Origin of the sequence: Bacillus sp. JJ1521, from assembly GCF_036965165.1 — a bacterium.
Classification (GTDB): Bacteria; Bacillota; Bacilli; order Bacillales; family Bacillaceae_L; genus Ferdinandcohnia.
In genome coordinates this window covers 1,776-2,114 of the sequence record NZ_JBALOX010000076.1, presented here as the reverse complement: position 1 = coordinate 2,114, position 339 = coordinate 1,776, and the positions used below count along the sequence as shown (strand labels likewise).

Below are 339 nucleotides of genomic sequence, written 5' to 3'. Positions count from 1 at the left end.
ATAAAGTTCATTTAATTGAACGAATGAATGATATTGATTTGGCTTTTTTAAAATAAATGAAAGGCGCTCATCAAGATTAATCGGTCTATTTTCTAAGCCCATAATATCCTCTTGGAGTCTTTTTTTATCTGGGGTCCTTTCTTCACCATTCACAAAAAATAAAAGGGTCAAAAAGTCATAAATCGCTTCATTCATTGGATCCATTATTGCTTCTTTATCTCTGTTTTGGAAAAGGCGCATTAAAAGTTCTTTTCTGTCATTCCATTTTTCCGTTGTTTCAGAAATAATTTTTTCATTATCCAACCTTTTCTTTCCCCTTCATACGCTTTTTCCCTTCTC

Annotated in this window: 1 protein-coding gene; it reads right to left on the bottom strand. The window is 32.2% G+C overall.

Going from position 1 to position 339, the window contains the following annotated elements; translation table 11 throughout:
- The coding region (locus tag V7147_RS12620; RefSeq protein ID WP_335368218.1) for a YpoC family protein at positions 1–303 on the bottom strand (303 nt) is incomplete at its 3' end.
- Positions 304–339: the final 36 nt, after the last annotated feature.